We start from the raw sequence: 20,897 nt of genomic DNA on the forward strand, positions 1-20,897 counted from the left end.
CCTGTCTATAGCGTTATTTTGCCCATTCTGCCCCACTATTAGAACAATGCCACTTTGTAGCTTATGCACTCAAGACTTTGAATTGAATAGACACGTTATAACAGAGGGCTTTACGCTTACCGCCCAAATACTCGATAATTAGCGCCCATATCACAGGCAGGCATTGGCACAAAGTGCAATGAAATGCTTGATACCTGTGACACTAGGATTGTATTCAAGACTTGGAGTAATCAGTGACAGCTACAGTTGAGCAAAAAGCGACCAATGTCCATTGGCATGAGGGTGATGTGACCCGCGAAAACCGGGCGAGTATCCTCGGCCACAAAGGCGTGACTCTCTGGTTCACCGGCCTTTCGGGCTCTGGTAAGAGCACTGTAGCTGTTGCCGTAGAGAAGGCTCTGGCTGCTCGTGGCGTGCTCAGTTACCGTTTGGATGGCGATAACATCCGCTTGGGCATCAATTCAAACCTCGGTTTCTCTGCAGAGGATCGCCAGGAAAATATCCGTCGCGTAGGCGAAATTTCCAAGTTGTTTGCGGATACTGGCGTGGTTGTTTTATCCAGTTTTATTAGTCCCTACCGTGAAGATCGTGATTTAGTAAGAAAGATGCACGAAGCAGGTGATCTTCCATATATGGAGGTGTTCGTAGACTGTCCGCTGAAAGAGGCTGAGGCACGCGACCCCAAAGGCTTGTATAAGAAAGCTCGCGCAGGTGAGATCAAAGGCTTTACTGGTATTGATGATCCCTATGAGGCACCTGTTTCACCAGAATTGCACCTGAATACTGCTGAAATGACTCTTGAGGAGGAAGTAGAAGTGATTCTCTCCACTCTCCAAGAGAAAGGCATTATCGCTAAAGACTAGGCGGTATTGCTTTCGAAAAGGGGGATCACTAGATCCCCCTTTTTTTGTTTTTGTCCTAAAGATTTTTGCGCTTCTGCGCACCGCTCTACAAGTCCTGCATCTCTTTAAGTCTTCCTCGGCGCCAACTGTCAGTAGCCTGGGGCATCCGTTCATATACTCAAGCTGTACAGAAAGTGATGTTTCCTGTGGAGGCGCTTATGTCCGTTAGGAGAGGCTGGATACTCTCTATTTTGCTCTTGGTGCTAGTGGGCCTGGGGGCAGCAGCTTGGTATGGGTATAACCAGCTGCCAAAAGTCCACGGGAGCGTAGATGCTCCGGTGTTGAAGGTTCCTGAAGGGGTGCTGGACTATCAACCTGCGCCAGCTTATTCCGGCCCTCACCCCCGAATGATGTCCCGCCCGCCTGAATATTTCCCATTTCCTATTGGCTTGGGAGAGGTGGGGCCTGTAGAGACGCTATTTAGTGGCCCAGTCAGGTACCCTCTTTATTGTGGGAAAAACAATATTACAAATAAGCAGCCCCTGGTAGACAACCAGGATGGGGAAGGGGTGCCCATCTTTGCTCTAAATGATAAGGGCAGGAAGACAAAAGAGGTTATTGGGTATAGCCGGGATTGCAGTCACGCTACAGAGGTTACCTATTTTTACCGTAGTACCACTGATGGCCAGTTTCACTATCTGCATGAGGCCAGAAATGATATCGATAAGGTGACGGTAAACGGGAAGCAGGTAGATTTTATTGTTCGTGTAGAGACAGGCACGATCAACCGCCACTTTTATGCAATAGCAGTATTAAGGGGCGAGGGTGAGTCAGCAGGTAGACCAAGTGGTAGTAACTGGAATAAGCGGCTGATCTATCAGTTCCGTGGTGGCGTAGGCATTGGCGGGCGCCAGGGAAAAATCAACAAAGGAGATATCACCACGCGGCGAATGGATGAACTTGCGCGCGGTTATGCGATTGTCTATTCGACCGCCAATCAGACTAGAAACCACTACAATATGTGGCTGGCAGAAGACACTGCTCGTAGGGTGAAAAAGCAATTTGTATCGTTATATGGGGAGCCAATGTACACCGTTGGCATTGGGGGGTCAGGTGGAGCGATCCAGCAGTATCTGTTTGCGCAGAATGCACCGGGCCTCTTAGATGCCGCTATCCCCTTGTATTCCTACCCAGATATGGTATCCCAAACAATCTATGCCTTTGACTGTGAGCCACTGGAGTACTTCTTTGACATTGTGGATAGGCAGAATCAGCGCTGGAAAAAAGCAGAGGAGCGTACGGTTATCCAGGGGTTAGCTGCCAGTGAGAATGGTTCAAGTAAATTTGGAGTGTTGAGCTTATTCGCCGGGATTTTTGATAGCCGCTACCGAGGCAGGATGCAAGGAACCACTGAATGTGTCGAAGGATGGCGAGGCTTAGTGCCGTTGGTTAATAACCCTAATTTTGTTCATTTTGCTAAGAGCTTTTCTGCTGAGGTTATCCCCAAAGTGCATTGGACACACTGGGAAGACCTTCGCCAGTTTTATGGTGCAAATGCATCAGGGTATGCAAATAGCTCTTGGGATAATGAGGGGGTGCAGTACGGCCTGAAAGCCCTGGTGAACGGCGAAATTAATATAGATACATTTTTACGTGTCAATGCTGCTGTAGGTGGCTGGAAAGCGCCAGAAGACCAGAGTCAAGAGCAGTTGTGGTTCATGAATGGGAATATGTTTCCGGTTCGCTTGTCCCTTTGGAGCGAGCAAAACCTCAATATGGGAACACTCCAAAAGCCGGCGAAGCGCAGCCGCGCAAGTCTGGAGGCTATTAATGGAATATATCGTTCCGGGCACGTTTTCCTGGGGGATGTAGAGATCCCCATTATTGATTTGCGGCACTACCTCGATAAAGAGCCTGATATGCACCACAGCTCTGCCTCTTTTTCTGCACGCGAGCGTATTCGGCGTGCCCGTGGACATGCGGAGAATCAACTGATTTGGATGAGTGACAAAGGCTACAACCCGCTGCATGAGGCGCTGGATTTAGTTGACCGTTGGATGCAGAGCATCATAGAAAACCCAGGTAAAGGTGTAGTGGAAAACCGCCCGGATGACGCAAATGATCGATGCTTTGACAAGGAAGGAAATTTGCTAGCGTCTGGAGACAAGGTCTGGAATGGCCCCTGGAATAGCCAGGCTCCCGGGAAGTGTATGAGGGTATACCCGATTCATAGTACATCAAGGCAAGTGGCGGGGGCACCGGTGACCGATGATGTCTTCAAGTGCGCTCTACAGCCGGTTGAGCGGGCGCTGGCGAAGGGGATCTACGGTCCATTCACTGAGGAAATTTCCAGTCGTGTGGCAGATCTAAAGAAAATATTTCCTACCGGAGTGTGTAATTACAACGAGCAAGACTTGGCCCGCCCAAAAGAGCAGCTGATACCGAGGGGGATCCCTGTGAAAATAGCTGGGCATCTGTTAGACCCAGACTATCGGCAGGGTAAGGTCTTGCAGGGGGCAAGTACTGAAGAGGCTGAAATGAGGGGTGTTCCTGTCTCTTTACCAGACGACTCGGATGGAAATTAATCGGATGTGATTATTTGGCGTGAAAATTGTTGACAGGAATCTACAGTCGGGTAATATGCGCCTCGCTCAAGGGGGCAAGGCCTCTATAGCAAAGAGCACCGGGTGGTTAGCTCAGTTGGGAGAGCGACGGCCTTACAAGCCGTAGGTCACAGGTTCGACCCCTGTACCACCCACCAACTTCCCCTGGGGAGGTTTACTACCGAGGACCGGTAGTTCAGTTGGTTAGAATGCCGGCCTGTCACGCCGGAGGTCGCGGGTTCGAGTCCCGTCCGGTCCGCCAGATACAAAAAAGCCCTCACTTTGAGGGCTTTTTTGTATCTGGTAGTTTTGAGTCCTTCACTTTCGCCAAAATTCAATTGGCAACCATTCGAGGAGGGGCTTTTCATGCAGTTTCAATCCTCTTGCATCCACTATGATTCTAAATGGCGGCGCTTGATATGCTTTTGGTGTTTCATATGGCTTTTGCATCTAAGTGCTGCATCCCTAGTTGAACTGAGTTACACGCTATTTTCCTTGGCTGGGTAATGTGGTGTAAGTATGCCTTGCCTGATCCATTTAACCTGTTTTTTATAAGGGGGGCGGGTGTTTCCATCAGTTCTAGATAAATTGGATGTGAATGCTTTCACAAAGGTGGCGCTAAGGGTTCCCTATCAGAGAGTGAATAGTCGGTTCTTCCCCGGTATCCATGTTTGGTTGCGCAGAGATGATTTGCTTGACCCATTAATATCCGGCAATAAAGCTTACAAGCTTCTATTTAATTTGATTGAGGCCAAGCAAAAAGGAGCTGAAGCGATTATTACCTGTGGTGGGGCGTGGTCAAATCATATTCATGCAACGGCGGCAGCTGGCGCACGCTTTAATGTCTCTACCGTAGGTATTATTCGTGGTGAAAGGCCGCCAGTTCTCAGTTCTATGTTGCGAGATTCAGAGCGTTATGGGATGAGGCTGGCTTTTATAGCTAGGGAGGAATACCGACGCAGGAGTGAGCCTGATTTTCTAAAAAAAATTTCTATAGAGAAAAATAATTCAATTTTTATTCCAGAAGGTGGGGCAAATATTGCTGGTGTGAGGGGAGGCCGGCTTTTGGGAAGAGTAATTGGCGAAAGTGCCCCGGTTAAGTTTGATCAAGTTTGGGTTGCTTGTGGTACTGGGTCTACATTTGCGGGTTTGGCCTCTGGTTTGTCAGGTGTCTCTTGTGTAGGGGTTGAGGTGCTAAAGGCCGGTGCCAGCGTTGCCGTTAGCTTTAAGAAATGGTTTGAATTGCTTAAAGGTGAATCCCTGGATTCGTTCGAACATGTTTCTGGCGGCGTGCCGGGAGGGAGTATTGGGGGGTGCCGCACAGAGTTACTATCGGGGTTTCACTGCGGTGGTTATGGTAAGTATCCAGATAGGCTGCAGGAGTTTCATGATAGCTTCGAAGGTGAAACTGGAATTCCCTTAGATCCTGTATATACAAGTAAGTTGTTCTTTGCGTTATCAGAGTGTGCTCGGCAGGAATGGTTGCGTAAGGGAAGTAAAATTTTGTTAGTGCACTCTGGCGGGTTACAGGGGCGTAGAGGTTTCTGACGACTCTGTTCTTACTAAATGGTTCCTTAAATGTATATTCGACTCAACCAAGCGCCTCCGGCATAATAGTCATTTGAGGACTGTTTTACTTGTCCAAAATGTGGCCAGGAATGAGGCGATGTGGTTTCTGTAATTGCATTCTCCGAGATGGAGTTTTACTGATTTCTGCGGGGGAAATGTGCCGGAATTTCAAAATATAGGACTGATAGGTCGAACTGAGAGTGAGAGCGCCGTCAACTCTCTAGAACGTTTAATGGTTTATCTTGAAGAATGCGGTTATCAGGTGGTTCTGGAGAAAGGTACCGCAACTTCAGTTTCTAGCGGTAATGCTAGAGTTTCTGCAAAGGATAAAATGGGAGAGTTGTGTGATCTTGTTATCGTTGTTGGTGGCGATGGAAGTTTACTCGGGGCTGCTCGAGCTCTTGCCCAGTTTAGCGTCCCCCTTTTGGGCATAAATCGCGGTCGGCTAGGCTTTCTTACAGACATTGGCCCTGATGAAATTGAAGAAAAGGTAGGCGAGGTTCTGTCCGGCAAGTATATGGCTGAGAGTCGCTTCTTGCTTGATATGTCTATTACCCGAGAAGGTAGGCAAATTGGAAAGGGGTGCGCACTTAACGACGTCGTGCTTCACCCAGGTGAATTTATACGGATGATTGAGTTTGATTTGTATATTGACGGTCAGTTCGTATATAAGCAGCGATCTGATGGGCTAATAATTTCAACACCTACAGGCTCAACTGCGTATGCTCTATCTGGCGGAGGCCCCATAATGCACCCTAAGTTAGACGCGATTGTGTTGGTGCCTCTCAACCCTCACACTTTAAGTAGCCGGCCAATAGTGGTGGAAGGGAGTAGTGAGTTTAAGATTATTGTAGGAGAGCATAATCCCACTAAGCCATATGTGACATGTGATGGGCATAATCAATTTATTACTCAACCCGGAGACGTGGTTAGAATCCACAAGAAACCTCAACGGTTGACGCTGATCCACCCAATCGATCATAACTTTTATGAAACTTGCCGTTCAAAATTGAATTGGCAGAACAATTAATGTTGAGTAAGTAAATGATAATGGAATCTATAACGCCTGTAGTTTTATGTGGTGGGGCAGGGACGCGGTTGTGGCCGAAATCAAGGCGAATGCTCCCCAAGCAACTGCAAAGCCTTACCGGCGGTCACACTATGTTGCAGCAAACTTTGGAGCGTATTCGAGGATATTCCAAGCCTATTATTGTCTGTAACGAGGACCATAGATTTTTGGTGGCTCAACAGGCACGAGAAATTGGTTTTGAGAAATTAACGATTATCATTGAGCCAGTTGGTAGGAATACGGCACCAGCAATAGCTTATGCTGCATTAGTTGCGCTGCAAGATGGAAGAGATACGAATCTATTAGTTTTACCTGCTGACCATCTTTTAGATGATGTAGGCCAATTTCGATCTGCTGTCGACGAAGGGCTCAAGAGTAGCTCTGCAGGCAGGCTAGTGACTTTTGGGATCGTGCCGACAGCTCCTGAAACAGGTTATGGGTACATAAAGGCAGAAGATACTAAGCAAGGAAGTGCTAAACCCATTACAAAGTTTGTAGAAAAGCCTGTTCTAGCAAAAGCAGAAAGTTACTTAAGAGAAGGTGGGTTTTATTGGAATGCGGGTATGTTTCTTTTTGGCGCAGAAGCATTCCTAGAAGAGCTAACTCTATATTCACCGGCTATTGCAAAGGCAGCAAAAAAAGCAGTGAAAAATGCCTTGATAGAAAGTGATTTTGTTCGTCTTTACCAGGATGATGTTGAAAAAGTTCCTGAAGACAGTATTGATTATGCTGTTATGGAAAAGACTCATGTTGGGGATGTAATTCCTTTAAAGTGTGGGTGGTCTGACGTAGGCTCCTGGTCTTCTTTATGGGAAGCGTTAGAAAAGGACGGCATGGGTAATGCTGCTGTTGGCGACGTGATACTTGAGGATTGTAGTAACTCACTAGTATTGGGGGAGGATCATTTGGTGGCGGCTGTGGGCGTTGATAATTTAATTATTGTCGATACGAAAAACGCAACTTTAGTGGCACCAAAAGATCGAGCCCAGGATGTTAAGGCAATTGTAAATAAATTAAAAATAGCTGGCCGCGACGAACATGAGCTACATCGGGAAGTCGTTCGTCCTTGGGGTAAGTATGACTCTATTGGAAATGGGCCACGCTTCCAGGTGAAGCGAATAACTGTAAATCCTGGGGCCAGTCTTTCTCTACAAATGCATCATCATCGCGCGGAGCACTGGGTGGTTGTCTCTGGTACGGCCATTGTTGAGAGGGATGAAGAGGAGATTATGCTCTCTGAGAACGAAAGTGTCTACATCCCAATTGGCGCCAAGCATCGGTTAAAGAACCCTGGGATTTTACCGATTGAATTAATAGAGGTTCAAAGTGGCAGTTATTTGGGTGAGGATGATATTGTTCGGTTTGAGGATATTTATGGTCGCACCAAGTAATCAGCCTTAATGCTGATTGGTTGAAAAAACAGTAGCAGTGCATGAGATTCATTTTTATGTGTTGCTGCTGTAAAGAAATTTGACTTATTGGAAATTGATATAATTGACCCTGTCGAGAAGTAAACATGTTTAAGGGATTGTGGCGCTATCGTAACTTTGTGCTGAGTGCCATTCAAAATGAGTTTCGGTCGCGATTTATTCGAAGCAAGCTTGGTGGCTTGTGGATGATTTTGAATCCGCTATCTCAAGTAGCGATTTACGCTCTAATTTTATCTAATGTACTGGCTGCAAAATTACCTGGTGTGACGGGGCAATATGCCTACTCGGTCTACCTAATGGCAGGGTTGCTTGCATGGACGCTGTTTAGTGAAATCATAAGTCGCTGCCTAACCTTGTTTGTAGAGCAGGGTAACCTTATTAAGAAGATGAAATTTCCTAGGGTTACATTGCCGGCGATTACTATAGGATCTTGCCTCATCAATAACGCATTTTTAGTAATAGCAATGCTAGGGCTATTTCTTATTTTAGGCGTTAATTTCAGTTTACAAATGCTCTGGCTAATTCCTTTAACGTTGATAGTTGTCTTATTTGCCGCAGGGATTGGTATCTTGCTTGGTGTGATTAATGTCTTTGTGAGAGATTTGGGGCAAGTGATTCCCATACTTTTACAGGTTTGGTTTTGGTTTACACCAATCGTTTATCCTAGAGCGATAATCCCGATAGAGTATCAAGGCTTGCTTACGCTTAACCCGTTTGCATCGATAGTTGGCGCATATCAAGATATTTTGGTTTATGGAAGAACTGAAAACGTCATAGAGCTTCTCCCGATTGCAATTATATCTGTATGCCTGCTAGTCGTAAGCTTGTTTGTATTTCGGCGGGCTAGTGAAGAAATGGTGGATGTACTGTGACATTACTGAGCGTAAGCAAACTCGGAAAATCATTTCGTAGCTACAAGAATGAATGGGTTCGGATGGCCCGCTGGTTTGGGTTGCCATTTAAGCCCATAAATGAAGATTGGGTATTGCGGAATGTGAATTTTGAAATTACTGCTGGCCAGGCTGTAGGAATTATTGGTCAAAATGGGGCCGGTAAAAGCACGTTGCTAAAGCTAATCACTGGAACACTTCAGCCTAGTGAGGGTTCTATAGAGGTTAAAGGGCGTGTTGCTGCAATTCTTGAGTTAGGTATGGGATTTAACCCAGAGTTTACGGGTCGTCAGAATGCAATTCATGTCGCCGGTTTGTTAGGGTTCAACTCTGATGAAGTTCATAGGGTAATGCCTGCGATCGAAGAGTTTGCAGAAGTTGGCGAGTATTTCGATCAGCCTGTGAGAACGTATTCCAGTGGTATGCAAGTGAGGGTAGCTTTCGCCGTTGCTACTGCGTATCGACCAGAAATACTAATTATTGATGAGGCATTATCTGTTGGTGATGTCTACTTTCAGCATAAGAGTTTTGCCCGTATCAGAGAGTTTCAAGAACAAGGAACTACCTTGTTGATAGTTTCCCATGACCGCAATGCTATTCAGGGGCTGTGTCAGCGTACAATTCTTTTAGAAAAGGGAGAGGTGTTGAAGGATGGTAATCCTGAGGAAGTGTTTGATTTTTATAATGCCCTAATCGCAACAAAGGAAAATAGCGATATTGAAGTTAAAAGCGTGGGAGGCGGCAAAGTTCAGACTAGTTCAGGGACTGGGGAGGCCCAAGTTGTCGATATCGGCTTATATAATTGTAATGGTGAATTCGTTGAGCAAGTTGCTGTCGGTGAGCAGCTAGAGATACGAGTTAAGGTTAAAGTGTTTAAACCAATTGATAGTCTTGTGCTCGGGTATGGCATTAAAGATCGCCTTGGGCAAGTGATATATGGAACTAACACTTGGCATACTAAACAGGTCATTAGTAGTCCAGCAGCTGGGGATGAATTTGTATTCTCAATACAGTTTTTAGCGAATTTTGGGGTGGGAAGTTACTCCATACAGATAGCGTTAGTGGACAGGGATACACACCTTACAGCTAACTATGAGTGGCGAGATCTGGCGCTTGTGTTTAGCGTGATTAACATAGATAAGAATCATTTCGTTGGATGTCTTTGGCACGAGCCAAAAATTTGTGTTGAAGAGGTAAACTAATGACTTTCGTTTCATATGCTCAAAATCTGGAAGATGTAATTCTGTGGCGTGCGCTTAAGGATGTAGATAGAGGCTTTTATATAGATGTTGGGGCGAATGATCCGCATCAAGATTCAGTGACTAAGGCCTTCTACGAGAGAGGCTGGAAAGGGATTAATATCGAACCTGTATCACAATGGTTCCTAAAGTTGAAAAAGGAGCGTCCCCTAGATATAAATTTGCAAGTGGCAGCAGGCTCTAGAGAAGGAGAAATTCAACTTTATGAATTGCCAGATACGGGGCTTTCAACCGCAAGTCGGGAGTTTGCAGATAAACATAGGCTGGAGCGTGGCTATAAGTATCTTGAAAGGACCGTATTAGTCCGAACTTTGTCGGAGATATGTAGTAGCTATCATGTTACGCAAATTCATTTTTTAAAAGTGGATGTCGAAGGCGCTGAAAAGCAAGTCCTTGATGGGATGAATTTTTCTTTTTTTAGACCTTGGATTGTAGTTGTTGAGTCAACTTTGCCGAACTCTCAAGTTGAAGATTATGAATCTTGGGAGTCCATACTTACTAATGCAGATTATGATTTTGTCTATTTTGATGGATTAAATCGATACTATTTGGCCGGTGAGCGTCAGAGTCTAAAGCCTAATTTTAGATTACCTCCAAACTGTTTTGATGAATTCACTTTTTCTGGCTCTCAGATTTTTTGCCAAGCTTCTGAGCGTAAAGCAGATAAGATATTCGAAGAAAAAGAAAGGCTGTCAGAAGAGAAGGAAAGGTTGTCAGAAGAGAAGGAAAGGATATTAGAGGAGAAAAGGCAGAGAGAAGGTGAGCTTTCAGAAGCCAGGTTGCAGATCCAGTCTTTGCAAGCTGCTAATGATGAGCGGTCTGAACTAGCGGAGAGATACCAAAATGAATTACATAGTATATATGGGAGTCGCTCTTGGTTAGTTACATGGCCTTTAAGAATTTTTAGCGATTTGCTTAGATACTTGCTCAAAAGTGTGAAGCGAGTGCTTCAAGATTCACTGATGAAATTTATACCTTTGGCTAATCGCTTTCCTGTAGTTAGAAGGTTTATAAGTATATTGCGCAGTAAATTTCCAAGTATCCATCAGCAACTTTCTCAGCTTGTAGGGCGGAGTGGGCAGTTGGTTGATGAGAATGGTGACGATGTCTCTATGAAGGTTATTTTAGATGTAGAGTCAGTGCAAGGAAACTTAACAGGCATAGGTCGATATAGTTACGAATTAGCAGTGCGTTTGCCGAGGGAAGTTAGTGCAGATGTGAGATATTGGAATGGCAGTTCGTTCCAGGAAAATATTTCTTCACAGGAAGATGGGCACAAGCAGTCGTTTGGAAAAAGTGTCGTATTGAGGCTCAGTTATTTCAAGCGTAAATTGGTTAATTTACTGCCAACTCGCCTTAAGGACCTCATCAAGAACACTCTAAGACCTACTCGTATAAGTGTTCCTACTGGTGGGGCAATGGTGGATTCTGATTACATTTTTCATGGGCCTAACTTCTTTTTGCCTGATCATTTAGGAAAAAAAGTAGTTACCATACACGATCTTTCTATTTTTCGTTTTCCTGAGTACCACCCTGAAGAGCGGGTTAAGTTTATGTCTTCAGAGGTTCCGAAAGCTATAGATAAAGCAGATGCGATTATTGCTATTTCGGAGTTTACAAAACAGGAACTGCTTCACTACTTCCCTATTGCCGAAGGAAAGGTGCATGTTGTTCCTAATGGGGCGAATAAGCCAGTAAAAATTGAGTATACAAAGCGAGATTCTGAAGTACTTGAAGGTCTGCTCCTTAGTAAAGGTAATTTTTTCCTGTGCGTAAGTACTATTGAGCCTCGTAAAAATTTGTCACTATTGCTCCATGCCTACCTAAAATTAGCTAATGATATTCGCAAGGAAAATCCTCTTGTCTTAGTTGGGGGAGATGGTTGGAAGTCTGAGCAGTTGATGGAACAGATTCAGTTGGCTCGTGAAGAAAATGTTCATTATTTGGGTTATGTCGATCAACATACTCTTGAGGCTCTTTATAAATCAGCGAAGGCATTTGTTTTTCCTTCACTATATGAGGGGTTTGGCTTGCCTGCGATTGAAGCGATGGGCTATGGCCTTCCTGTTGTCTGCGCGAGCAATACCGCGGTTTCTGAGGTGTGTGCAGGAGATGCATTGGAGTTTTCAGGGTGTTCTGCAGAGGATCTTACTGCCATCCTAGAAAGACTGGCTACCGAAAGTGCATTGAGACAGCGTCTTTCGGAAGCTTCTAAGCAAAGGGCTAACGAATATAGCTGGGAGCGTTGCAGCAGAGAAACTGTTGCAGTGTATAAGTCTGTTTTAGGTCAAACTCAATGATGTTCTACTTAGTTTTCATTGTCGCATTAATAGTTTTTGTAGGCAGTATTTGGCGAGGGTACAAGGTCTATCGACCCATTGCTATTTTAGCTTCTGTGAATTTTATTTTCTTAGCTTTGTACTTTTTTGTGGATGCTTTGAGTGGAAGTGGTTTTGATGAGTCGGTTGTATACCATCTAGCTGTTGGTCTAAAAGGCGCTGGGATATTATCGTTTGCGCAGTTGATCTTTTCTGTTCTGCTAGTGATTGCTAGTTGTATTTTTTGGGCGTTGTATATATCTAGAAAATCCAAAAATATAAGTAGAAGAAGTGGTGCCCCCTACATTCATGCAAGTTTAGGTGCAATCTTTGCGTTCGCCCTAGTGTTTAACCCTATGGTAACTAGTGTCAAAGCACAGTTTCCATTATTAAGAACTGTACTTTTACAGAAAAATAACCTTGAAAGTCAGATATCTGAATTTAATAAATCAAGAGTTGGGCAGCTTCTCCAAACAGAGTCGCCAAGTCATTTAGCGTCAAAGGCTGACAAGGCTAGCAATTCTGGCATGAAGAATATTATCTGGATATATGCTGAGAGCCTTGAAAGGACGTACTTTAGGAATGATCTATTTGGCGATCTTTTGCCCAAACTTTCAGAAAAAGCTAAATTCGCACGAAGATATAACTCAATTAGTCAACCATGGGGGACGGGCTGGACTATCGGTGGGATTGTTGGCTCTCAGTGCGGTGTCCCACTCGTAACATTAGGTGCGAAAAATGCAAATAGTTTAAGTGGGTTACCAGAATTTATGCCTGGGGCAGTCTGCTTGGGCGACTTACTCTCCAATTATGGGTTTTCACTCGAGTTTATAGGGGGGGCATCAAAAGAATTTGCTGGTAAGGGTAATTTTCTTTTAACACATGGCTTTACAAGGGTTCATGATAAGGCAACATTACATGAAATGTATGATGATGGCTCTACCGAAAGAAATGAATGGGGGTATTACGATGATTTTCTGCTTGATGTTGTGAAGCAGCGTGCTTCCACACTTTATTCGGAAGGCAAGCCCTTCTTTTTGAATGCACTAACTCTAGATACACATTCACCGGGTTTTGTTTCGCCTGTCTGCCGTTCGAATGATGAGTTAATGAAACTGAGCTCCATGGGTTCAGCTATTAGGTGTTCTGATTATTTACTTTCGGACTTTATTAGTTGGTTTATGGCGAGCGAGTTATATTCGGATACAGTATTGATTATTTCATCAGATCATTTAGCAATGCCCAATGACCTGTATGAAAATCTGGAAAAATTCTCCTCAGAGAGACAGCTTCTTTTTTGGATGGTAGGTAAAGATATACCGTCAGGTAATATCGATGAACCTGCGTCTACGTTTGATATTGGACCTACAGTTCTTGCACAAGTATTTCCTGGTAATGATTTTTCTATAGGTCTCGGAAGGAATGTCAATGAAGAGCCGAGCCTGTATGGGGTGGAGTTCAGTGATGAGGACTTGGCTGATAATATTTCGGGATTCCAGGCAGTTGCCTGGTTTCATGCAAATGGTGCTCAGACTATTTATGTGGATAGCTCGGTAAAGAAGTTGTCTATAGAGGGGCGCTCATATTCTTTCCCTGTTCTTATAGAGCTTGACAATAGAGGCTTTTCTAATATTAGTTGGGTCGAAAAAGATAAGGGAGAACAATATATTGATCTCATCAGTAATCATGGGTCGTATGTATGGATAGATCGGTGTAGCTGGTTTCCTGAAAACCAATATGTAGGTAGTGACTCTTTCTGTGGGCATGTAGTTGATCGGGGAAGTATAGTCGACTCTGTAGTATTAACCCCAGGTAAGATTACTCCGCTGAATTCCAATAAAATTCAGGAAATGCTAAATGCAATAAGTGAATCAAAGACCCAAGCGCAACAAATAAATCAGACTGAATATGTGTTATCAGTTTCTGGGCCTGGAGCAAGAAGCGGGATTTTTGGAAAGGATCAACTCAGCCTTAATAGGGGGGTCAGCATTCTTGAGAGAAAAAGTAAAGGCTCTGTTTGGTCATTAGCTAAAAATATTGATCTTTGTAGTAAGTCTTTGCATGACTTTACTTTTGATAGTGATCAGATCACACCTGATAGTCAGTTGCTTGTTGTCGTAAAGGATTCGGCGCATTGTGGCAAAGTTGACGGGTTGAGAGCTCTAGAGAAGTCGTTAGGGGTTAAAAAATTATCTTCACTAAAATTTAGGCAGCCATATATTGCATTTTTCAGCTCTAAGGAAAGTTTGCCTGATGAATATATTGGTCAAGAGGGGACTTCTATCGTGGTATCGTTACCATAGCCTAATTGAGTTTTTCTTTGGTGTTGAATGAATCAAATGACTAAAAAAACTGGAGTCGCTCACTGTTACCGCACATTTTATCCGGAGTCTTGGGGGGGGGTTGAGCATGTAGTCCTTGAGATAGCTGCTAATGTGCCATGCTCAGAGGTTTTAACTCTTTCGAAAAATCCTGGTGTCTACTCTGTGGGAAAGGGTAAGGTGGCGGTGAGGGCATGTAAACGCTGGTTTTCTATAGTATCTTGTTGCGTTGGCTTGGGGTTTTTACTGGCCTTGAAACGACATCGAGCTAAGTTACTCCATTTTCATTTTCCTTGGCCATTTGGAGATGTGGCGTATATTTTGGCAGGTCACTCTCGACCGTTGGTAATTACATATCATTCGGATGTTGTGCGCCAGAGGTTTCTTGGTATTTTATATAGACCTCTAATGCGTAATTTTCTAAGAAGAGCTGATCGCATTGTGGCTACATCGAAGAACTATGCTGACAGTAGTGATGTTCTTGGGGATTTTCAAGACAAGGTGGAAGTGATACCAATTGGAATATCGGAAAGTGATTATCCAGTGCTACCCCCGGGGGCGCTACGGTCATATGAATCACGGTTTGGGCGTGATTTCATGTTGTTTGTTGGTGTTCTCCGCTACTATAAAGGCCTTGAATTCCTGATTCGTGCGGCCGCCCAACAGCCATATAAAGTTATTGTCGCTGGTAAGGGGCCTGAGTCTTCACGTCTGAAACAACTTGCGAATGAGTTGGGGGCGGATAATGTTATCTTTCTTGGTTATGTGAGTGACGAAGAAAAAATGGCTCTACTTAAGTTGTGTAGGGCAGTGGTATTCCCTTCTCACCTTAGGTCAGAAGCATTTGGGGTTTCTCTTGTTGAGGGGTTGATGAGCGGTAAGCCACTGATTTCATGTGAAATTGGCACTGGGACTAGCTTTGTAAATTGTGATGGAGAGACTGGACTGGTAGTTGAGCCTGCTAATTATTTGGCATTGCGAGGGGCGATGGATGATTTGTGGAAGCAAAAATCTATGGCGCTTGCTATGGGTAAAGCGGGTCGCCTTCGTTTTGAGAGCTTATTTACGGCAAAGAAAATGGCTAGCGCTTATAAAAAGCTCTATACCGAAGTTCTGCACTCTAGGGACTCAACCAATAATGGCTAAAATTGCTGTGGATGCTCGCCCACTATCAATACGGACAACTGGCATTGGTCGATATACCTTGGCTCTATTAGAGCTTATGCTGGAAAGCGAGCATGAATGGTACCTTTACAGCGATAAACCGTTGTTGAGAAGTTTTGAATCGCTCAATAATGTGAAGGTTAGATCTGGGACCGTTAGCAAGTCGAGCTTAAGTTCAATATTTTCTCAGGTTGTTTTTCCACTATGGGCGTGGAAAGACAAGGTTGATATTTTTTGGTCCCCTCGCCATCACTTGCCGTTGTTTCTCGGTCCATCTGTTGTCAGGGTAGTTACAATTCATGATCTGGTTTGGCAGAGGTTTCCCCAGACCATGTCACGATTTGGCTTGCTTCTAGAGCGCTTGTTAATGCCGCCTTCGCTTATGATGGCCGACTCGGTGATCACTGTATCTCAGAGTGTCTCAAAAGACTTGCAGCAGTCATACCCAAAATGTACGAGGAAGATTAAAGCAATCCATGAGGCGCCTTTTTTAGGTCTCGCAAACCGTCCTGGTCCTTTGGGCAACTATTTTCTCTTTGTAGGTACGATTGAACCTCGGAAAAACCTCAGTAGTTTACTCCAGGCTTACTCCTTATATCGTTCAAGCGTGACAGACCCGCTCCCGCTAAAAATTTGTGGTGGTAAAGGTTGGGGAATGCCTGAGCTGGAAGGGATGGTACGGGCATTGGGCATAGAGAAAGGCGTAGAGATTCTCGGCCATATAGTTGATGATCAATTAGCAAAGCTCTACCAGGAGGCGAGGGCGTTATTGATTCCTTCGTTGTACGAGGGATTTGGCTTGCCAATCGTAGAGGCATTTAGTCAGGGAACTGCCGTTTTAACGGCCAATCGAGGTGCTATGGCTGAAATTGCCGGCGGCGCCGCACTAATAGTTAATCCAGATTCCGTAGAAGAAATTGCACAATCTTTGATCGTGTTGTCAGAGGATCACCTGAAAGTAATGGAATTGCAATGCTCCGCACTAAAAAGGGCGAGTGAATTTTCATGGGATAGGGCGGCAGCTGAGACTCTTTCCTTGATAGAATCTAGTTTTCAGGCCCGGCAATAATAGCGAAAAGGATATACTCTGGATTTGATCTGGCAAGAATGTCTGCGGAAGGGGGGCAATATATTACTAATTATCGGCTGTGGCAGTTTAGACTTAATATGACAGTTACTGGTTTTTAGGAAGCGTTCTGTTCGACTAAATTCAATTTAAAAGTTATCATACTAGGCTTGATTGTCCATTTCAGCGATTACCGTTGGTGTGTTGCCATAATACTTTTCTTGGGTAGCTGTGGTTATTGTTGCAATATACGAGCCATTCGCCTAGGCCCTTCCGGAGGATCTATACTTTGTAACTAGCTAAAGCTCTTGTAGATTGGTTTTATGGTGATTCTCACAAATACCCTTCGTTTTTCGGTATATAGCTTTCATTTTATTGCTCTCTATCTTATTTCTATTTAGATGCAATTGCTAATTATGATACTCCAGTTTGAAATAATATTCAGAGCCAAGGTCCATTAGGATACGTAAAACCGGTGTTCATACATCGAGTCAACTGGCAATAGATGGTCACTAAGAAGGTCTGATTAAGTGCTAGGGGTATTAGTTGCCTACGGTGAGCTTTCAATAGGTAATCTTTACTTAAGCAACGGTGTAGATTTTTTGATAGACACGTGATGTAGTGGTCAACTATTACCGGACAGTAAGTTAAGTTTTTCTTCCGCTTTTACAGGCGGTAATCCGTCATTGTGTTGATGGGGACGCTCCCAGTTGTAGTAAGTCATCAAGTAATGGCCGATGTCTCGGCTCGCTTCTGTGGTAGAGTTGTAACCGAGAGAGGGTATCCATTCACTTTTTTGATTCCGAAACAGTCTTCCCATTGGTGCATTATCCCAGAAATTTCCACGTCGACTCATGCTCTAGGTCATTCGGTAGTACCACAGCCGTTGGCGGAACTGATGACTGGCATACTGCCAGCCTTGATCTGAGTGAAACATTACTCCATCAGGCTTTCCTCGCTGCTCCCAGGCCATTTCCAGTGCTTTTGTAGTTAATGTCGTATCTGGGTGTCCTGAGAGAGCCAATCCAACGATACGGTGAGTATGTAAATCTATAGCGGTAGCTAGGTAACACCAGCTTGAGTCAGCCCAGATATAGTTAATATCGCCACACCAAATTTGATTGGGTTTCTCTACATTAAACTGGCGGTCAAGTTTATTTGGTATATCTAAGTTCTCTACGATTGCTCTCTTATATTTATGAGAACCTAGCTGCTAACATACCAAACCCGCCTTACTTCCTATATTCGTAGTTGCATGATCGAGGTATTTCAAAAGCTTTACAGATCAGTTCCACAGACTCTTGCTCACTTAACTGGTCTATCAGCGCGTACGAATCATCTCGTCGGACATCAAGATAGCGGTAGCCTGTTTTAGTATCTCTTTCTCCCTTTCCAGGTAATTGATACGGCTTCAAGTTCCTTAATTTTCTATTGCTCAGTGGTAAGCGCTTTACTTGCAGGCGTCTGTCCAACACGCTCTGCCTCTAGTTGTTTCACCCAGCGACGGATAGCCGTTGTACCAACATCCAGCGATCGAACCGCTTTAGGGATTGAATAGCCTTGATCTACAACCAAGCGAGCAGCATCTAATTTAAATTGAGGAGAAAAGGATCGACGTTGTCTACTCATTGAACACCTCTATCTTCGGTGGCAACTTTACCCCCTAAATTGGTGTCCGGGTTTAGTAAACCACTACATAAAACACCTTAGTGATCCTAGGTAGAGAGTGTTTTGCAAGTTACCGGTATGCTGAGTGTCAGTTTCACCACGGGCATATATCATTATGCATCTTTCTCTCCCTAGCTGAGTTGTTGGTTCAGTTAGAGGCAGTCCCTACTTAGTACTTTGACCCCAAGCACATTGAATCGTCTAAATAGGTTTATCGGCGTAGGTAGATGCTCTAATACAACCGAGAGACATACCACATCAAATTAACAGAGCCCACGGAAGGATCAGGCTTATCTGTGAGCAGGCCCGATCAATACAGCTTCCTCAAGAGCAGCATCAAGAGAGTACTTGTGGCGGGAGATCTGCTGGCTCTTTTCAAGATAGGCGTTTACGCCACCTCTTGAAGCGGCTTCTTCATGCCCATAGAAAGTGCCTCTCTTTTTGCTAAGACTTACAATCTTTGGAGTTATTTCCGAATTCTTATGCCAATTTTGCAACCCAGTCGTGTTTTTTGTGAATTGAACATTAGTATCCACTATGTAGGGGCTTGCTCTTAGGCTTAGTTCCTCTTAGTAGTTTTACCATCTTAGCGAAGTGTCTGAGAGATTTAGGCCACTATAATATTATTGAGTGTTAGTGAATGAGCATGGATTGACTGCTCAATGAGCCATTAAGGAAATTACTGAGACAGTGCGCGGTTGAGAAAGTTATAAACAGTTGAAGTAAGGAGGGTAGTAGAAAATCTATATACGATAAGGGAGGATATGTTGGCAGTCTTGATAGCCCATGTTGCGCTTTATAACTTATGTGGAGCATATATAATACTGGAGACGTATGCCTGTCGAATTTGATAAATTTCCTGAAATAAGTACCTGGTCGGTGTTGGCCGCAAAAAAACGCGGATGCCGTTTCCAAAGGCCTTTAAGTTGGCCCGTTGAATGATGCTGGCTTAATGTTGATCGTATTTTCTAGTCAGCTCTAGCCAAGCAGATATATACCTAAAACGAATTCTAAGTTGTTGTAATTAATTTCTACTTTGGATCCTTAAATGCTACTGATTTTATATACACGGTTCCGCTAAATAATTTACGCAAAGATTTCTGGTGAGAGATTGTTGTAATTACTTTCCTTTGATATCTTCTGAAATTTCTCTTTAATTCCTTAACAGTAAGGCTAGGGATTTTATCAAGCAAAAAATTTAGCAGCGTGTCTAAAATTGCTGTTTAGAGACTTAGGGGGCTTTTGGAGTAGGTGGGGTATGCCCCAACCGGGGAATTGATAACAATTTCCAGCTTAGAAAATTCAGAAGCTTTATATTCTAGATTCTTTACTTTGCGCATATTCTGATTTATATGCAGGTGTTATTGTTGTTGTGCCCGCTCCAGCTATATTAACAGATGGCCCTATTAAACACAGTTTTAAATTAGTTCTGTATAGGACGTAATCTCCCGTTCTCAATTGTGTTGAGAAAGGCTTGACTCCTAACTTTATGGATTTATTTTGTAAAGCTACTGTGTTGTCGTAATTTACTACGTTGCAGTGGGGCACTCCATAGCTGTACTAGAGGATGGCCGGCAATTGTGTTAAGGGTTAAGTGTTTTTGATTGTAAGGTTTATGTAAATTCTGTGCTGGGTATCCCTCAATCTTGTAATTGAATTTAATTATTTTGCTAAATTATGTAGAAAGTTCTGCCATTTATTAAGTGCGCAACATTGTTGGTTGCTAAATTTGGTTGTTGTGCTAATCATTTAGAAAGTTAGCGAAAACCCAAGTGTCTGGCAACCTTTGCTATTTGGTGCTGAAATGCGAGTTAAATTTTCTATAATTGTTCCAGTTTATCAGCAATGGCACTATATCAAGGGGCTGGCTCAATGTTTGGAGTTGCAGGAGGCTTCAAAGGAGATATTTGAGCTTATTTTGGTGTCAAATGACAATAGTTGTCCGCGTCTTTTTAGAGAGTATAGTTATTGTGTGAAGATAGGGCAATGTTTAAAGCTTGGGGCTTATGCCGCAAGAAATGAAGGCGCACGGCTGGCAGAAGGAGAGTGGCTCGTTTTCACAGATGCAGACTGTTTGCCCGATTTGAAATGGATTTCTGAGATTGAAGCAAAGGTTAACTTTCCTGGAAGTAGGAACAAATTGATTGCCGGTGATATCCAGACACTTACACAGCCAAAATTGTCTAATATCTTCGCAATTTACGATTTTGTAAAGGGTATCCCTCAGGAAGTTTATGTATCTTCTGGAGTGGCCGCGACTGCAAATTTGACAGTAGAAAAAACACTTTTTTTAAATTCTGGTGGCTTCGATGAGGAACTTTATTCAGGTGGGGATTTTGATCTATGTAGGAGGTTGTTTGGTTTGGGGGCGGGGGTTTCATTTTTGAAGTCGGCTTTTGTATACCATCGATTACGAAGCACTTGGGGAGCCGTAGCTGCTAAGGTAAGGCGAGTCAAAGGAGGGCAGTTTATTGCCTGTAGAGATGCTGGGAGAACAAAAATGATTGTGCTCTCCTTTTTGCCCCCGTTAAGAATAATTTATTATCTTTTTAATAAAAGAGATGTCCCAATAGGGTATCGAGCTTTAGCCGTTTTGGTTCAGTTGAGGCTCTGGGGGGTAGAGATTGTGGAGGTAATACGTTTATTACTGGGATCGAAACCAAGGCGATGTTAAGTGAATGTTAAATAGTTTATTTTT

13 protein-coding genes, 2 tRNA genes and 1 pseudogene are annotated in these 20,897 nt (G+C 43.8%); 14 read left to right on the plus strand and 2 right to left on the minus strand.

Annotation, left to right across the window (positions count from 1 at the left end; genetic code table 11):
- Positions 1-233: 233 nt before the first annotated feature.
- The 13 genes from cysC to ACJJI3_RS02480 all read left to right on the plus strand — a co-directional run bounded on the left by cysC (position 234) and on the right by ACJJI3_RS02480 (position 16,534).
- Complete coding sequence (gene cysC / locus ACJJI3_RS02420; protein ID WP_282932285.1) at positions 234-863, plus strand: adenylyl-sulfate kinase; 630 nt, start codon at positions 234-236, stop codon at positions 861-863.
- Positions 864-1,060: 197 nt separating this feature from the next.
- The gene (locus ACJJI3_RS02425; protein WP_444941379.1) at positions 1,061-3,427 is read left to right on the plus strand and encodes a DUF6351 family protein; all 2,367 of its coding nucleotides are present in this window, start codon (positions 1,061-1,063) and stop codon (positions 3,425-3,427) included.
- A gap of 100 nt (positions 3,428-3,527) precedes the next feature.
- Positions 3,528-3,603: transfer RNA gene (locus tag ACJJI3_RS02430), tRNA-Val, on the plus strand.
- Between the two features lie 27 nt (positions 3,604-3,630).
- Positions 3,631-3,707 (plus strand) — tRNA-Asp (locus ACJJI3_RS02435).
- 302 nt (positions 3,708-4,009) lie between these two features.
- A complete protein-coding gene (locus ACJJI3_RS02440) occupies positions 4,010-4,993 on the plus strand; it encodes a 1-aminocyclopropane-1-carboxylate deaminase/D-cysteine desulfhydrase (protein ID WP_444941380.1) in 984 nt (327 codons plus the stop codon).
- 178 nt (positions 4,994-5,171) lie between these two features.
- Entirely contained in the window at positions 5,172-6,044 is an 873-nt protein-coding gene (locus ACJJI3_RS02445) for an NAD(+) kinase (protein ID WP_444941381.1), read from the plus strand.
- 20 nt (positions 6,045-6,064) lie between these two features.
- Positions 6,065-7,474, plus strand: coding sequence for a mannose-1-phosphate guanylyltransferase/mannose-6-phosphate isomerase (locus ACJJI3_RS02450; RefSeq protein ID WP_444941382.1), 1,410 nt, complete (start codon positions 6,065-6,067; stop codon positions 7,472-7,474).
- A 125-nt stretch (positions 7,475-7,599) separates the two neighbouring features.
- The gene (locus ACJJI3_RS02455) at positions 7,600-8,385 is read left to right on the plus strand and encodes an ABC transporter permease (RefSeq protein ID WP_444941383.1); all 786 of its coding nucleotides are present in this window, start codon (positions 7,600-7,602) and stop codon (positions 8,383-8,385) included.
- Positions 8,382-9,605, plus strand: coding sequence for an ABC transporter ATP-binding protein (locus ACJJI3_RS02460; RefSeq protein WP_444941384.1), 1,224 nt, complete (start codon positions 8,382-8,384; stop codon positions 9,603-9,605). The genes ACJJI3_RS02455 and ACJJI3_RS02460 overlap by 4 nt, the downstream gene beginning before the upstream one ends.
- Positions 9,605-11,962, plus strand: coding sequence for an FkbM family methyltransferase (locus tag ACJJI3_RS02465; RefSeq protein ID WP_444941385.1), 2,358 nt, complete (start codon positions 9,605-9,607; stop codon positions 11,960-11,962). Before ACJJI3_RS02460 ends, ACJJI3_RS02465 begins: the two co-directional genes overlap by 1 nt.
- Positions 11,959-14,283, plus strand: coding sequence for a sulfatase-like hydrolase/transferase (locus ACJJI3_RS02470; RefSeq protein WP_444941386.1), 2,325 nt, complete (start codon positions 11,959-11,961; stop codon positions 14,281-14,283). The genes ACJJI3_RS02465 and ACJJI3_RS02470 overlap by 4 nt, the downstream gene beginning before the upstream one ends.
- Before the next feature lie 36 nt (positions 14,284-14,319).
- Positions 14,320-15,447, plus strand: coding sequence for a glycosyltransferase (locus tag ACJJI3_RS02475; RefSeq protein WP_444941387.1), 1,128 nt, complete (start codon positions 14,320-14,322; stop codon positions 15,445-15,447).
- Positions 15,440-16,534 carry a glycosyltransferase family 4 protein gene (locus ACJJI3_RS02480; RefSeq protein ID WP_444941388.1) on the plus strand — a complete coding sequence of 365 codons (1,095 nt, stop codon included), beginning with the start codon at positions 15,440-15,442 and terminating at the stop codon, positions 16,532-16,534. The genes ACJJI3_RS02475 and ACJJI3_RS02480 overlap by 8 nt, the downstream gene beginning before the upstream one ends.
- A gap of 622 nt (positions 16,535-17,156) precedes the next feature.
- On the opposite strand, the pseudogene ACJJI3_RS02485 reads toward ACJJI3_RS02480, so the two are convergent.
- Both ACJJI3_RS02485 and ACJJI3_RS02490 read right to left on the minus strand, forming a co-directional pair.
- A pseudogene (locus ACJJI3_RS02485) lies at positions 17,157-18,160 on the minus strand (IS3 family transposase).
- 329 nt (positions 18,161-18,489) lie between these two features.
- Positions 18,490-18,735 carry a hypothetical protein gene (locus ACJJI3_RS02490; protein WP_444941389.1) on the minus strand — a complete coding sequence of 82 codons (246 nt, stop codon included), beginning with the start codon at positions 18,733-18,735 and terminating at the stop codon, positions 18,490-18,492.
- Between the two features lie 1,268 nt (positions 18,736-20,003).
- Here ACJJI3_RS02490 and ACJJI3_RS02495 point away from each other — a divergent pair.
- Complete coding sequence (locus ACJJI3_RS02495; RefSeq protein ID WP_444941390.1) at positions 20,004-20,873, plus strand: glycosyltransferase family 2 protein; 870 nt, start codon at positions 20,004-20,006, stop codon at positions 20,871-20,873.
- Positions 20,874-20,897: the final 24 nt, after the last annotated feature.

The organism is Microbulbifer maximicatervae (SeqCode), from assembly GCF_052466985.1.